This window comes from Bacillus sp. 05T31 (genome assembly GCF_056396725.1).
The window spans coordinates 1-1,858 of sequence record NZ_JBFTMA010000796.1; the positions used below are offsets into that span (position 1 = coordinate 1).

The following is a 1,858-nucleotide window of genomic DNA, read 5'->3' on the forward strand; positions in this document are numbered from 1 at the left end:
GTGTTATGGTAGTTGCTATATGGTATAGTGATACGAAAATGTTACTTAAGCCGGAACAAACACGGTTATTAACAGGAATTGCAATCATAGCAATGATTTTTTCAACCTTTCTTTACTGGTTACTAACACGTCCTATTATGAGATCTATTCAAAATTTAATTGAATTAACAAAACAATTTAGTGATAGACATTTTGAAACGATATATATAATAGGAAAAGAACCACGAGAGTTTAAAGAATTAGCAACAGCTTTTCAACAGATGGCTAAAAAATTAGAAGAGGGTTTTACTAAGTTAGAAGAAGGAGAAAAAGCGCGTACAGAGCTGATTGCGAATATTTCACACGACTTACGAACGCCTATGACTAGCATACAATTGATGATAGAAGCCTTACAAGATAATTTAATTGAAGATCCTGACATGAAAATGCAATATATAAATACAATCCTAAAAGAAATACAAAGATTAAATGGTTTAATCAATGATTTATTTGATCTGTCAAAGTTAGAACTTGGACAAGAAGAATATTATCCAAGCTTAACACACATGGACAGCGTCCTGCTAGAAGTACTAAATTCACACTCTATTTTATTAGAGGAGAAACATATCCATTTACAATTGCACGTTTCTGATACATTGCCACGACTTTGGATTATGCCATGTAAAATAGCACGAGTTATCGGTAATTTGTTACACAATGCAATCCGACATTCCCCTGTATCTGGAAAAATCGAGCTGATTGTAGAAGAAAATAAACAGAGGCAGCAAGCCAAATTTATTTTGCGTGATGAAGGAGAAGGTATTGCTCCAAATGATCAACTACGTATATTTGAGCGTTTTTTCAGAACGGACCGATCAAGAAGTTCACACTCTGGAGGATCTGGACTCGGGTTAGCGATTACAAAATCGTTAGTTGAAATGCACAAAGGAGAAATTGGCGTTCGAGATCGTTCGGACGGTAAACAGGGATGTGAATTTTGGTTTACCCTTCCCATTACTTCAGAAAAGAAATAAGATTGTTGTAGCCTTGGAATAAAATTTGATTGAATTAACTTAATAAACCTTGATAAAAGAGCAAATAAAAAAAGCGTGTTTTGAAAAAAAGATTGATCAAAACACGCTTTTTCTATATTCAATTGAATCAYCYTTTTATAAAAAAGTTTAATGATTTTTGTGATCCTTGCTTAATTAAAGCGCCCAATTGCGGAATATTTCAAATGTCTTTACTTTCCCTTTTGCTTGCAAAAACTGCCACTATAAATAAAATAATCGCATTTATTACTAAAAGAGTACCAAAGGTGAACCCTGCTGCAGCACCAGCAATCCCATCCCCAACTTTTTTACCAATAACATTCATTGTAATAAAGAAAACAAACGGGGAAGAAATAACAAAAATAACTCCAGCTATTCTCCATATTAATCGAGTTACCTTTGCCAAAAAAAAGACTAATACATTAAGAATAATAAGAACTAAGATAAATATAACTAATGAATTCATGAGGACCTCCCATATAATCTTAAAGATCTGTCTTTACACTTACAAAGATTATACCAAATCCTTACATTATTTTGTTCGAGATAATGGCCCGATTGTTGAACAAAGAAATATTCTACAAAACAGATCTTTTTATCAAACTTTTTTATAAATTATCAATCTTTATTATAAATGATCAGACTTTATTTTAAATCAACAATTGTTGCAAGACTTTTGTAATAGTTATGTTATCGAAATGAAAGATTTCCTTGTTAACATACATGTAAGCATTATGCTAGAGGAGGAGCTTTACTTTATGAAAATAAAATATGTATTGTTTATCGGAGGATTCATAATAGTTGGGGGGATTTTATTGCTTTTATTC

At 32.0% G+C, this 1,858-nt stretch carries 2 protein-coding genes; one reads left to right on the top strand and one right to left on the bottom strand.

Annotated elements, in window-relative coordinates; translation table 11 throughout:
• Positions 1–1,013: sensor histidine kinase (locus AC1DJR_RS28375; RefSeq protein ID WP_477004087.1), on the top strand; the 1,013-nt coding region annotated here is incomplete at its 5' end.
• A 199-nt stretch (positions 1,014–1,212) separates the two neighbouring features.
• Here the strand turns inward: AC1DJR_RS28375 and AC1DJR_RS28380 are convergent.
• The gene (locus tag AC1DJR_RS28380) at positions 1,213–1,497 is read right to left on the bottom strand and encodes a hypothetical protein (protein WP_477004088.1); all 285 of its coding nucleotides are present in this window, start codon (positions 1,495–1,497) and stop codon (positions 1,213–1,215) included.
• Positions 1,498–1,858 lie beyond the last annotated feature (361 nt).

Coding starts and splice junctions, on each gene's coding strand:
- AC1DJR_RS28380 (WP_477004088.1), bottom strand. CDS start 1,497: ATGAATTCATTAGTTATATTTATCTTAGTTCTTATTATTCTTAATGTA.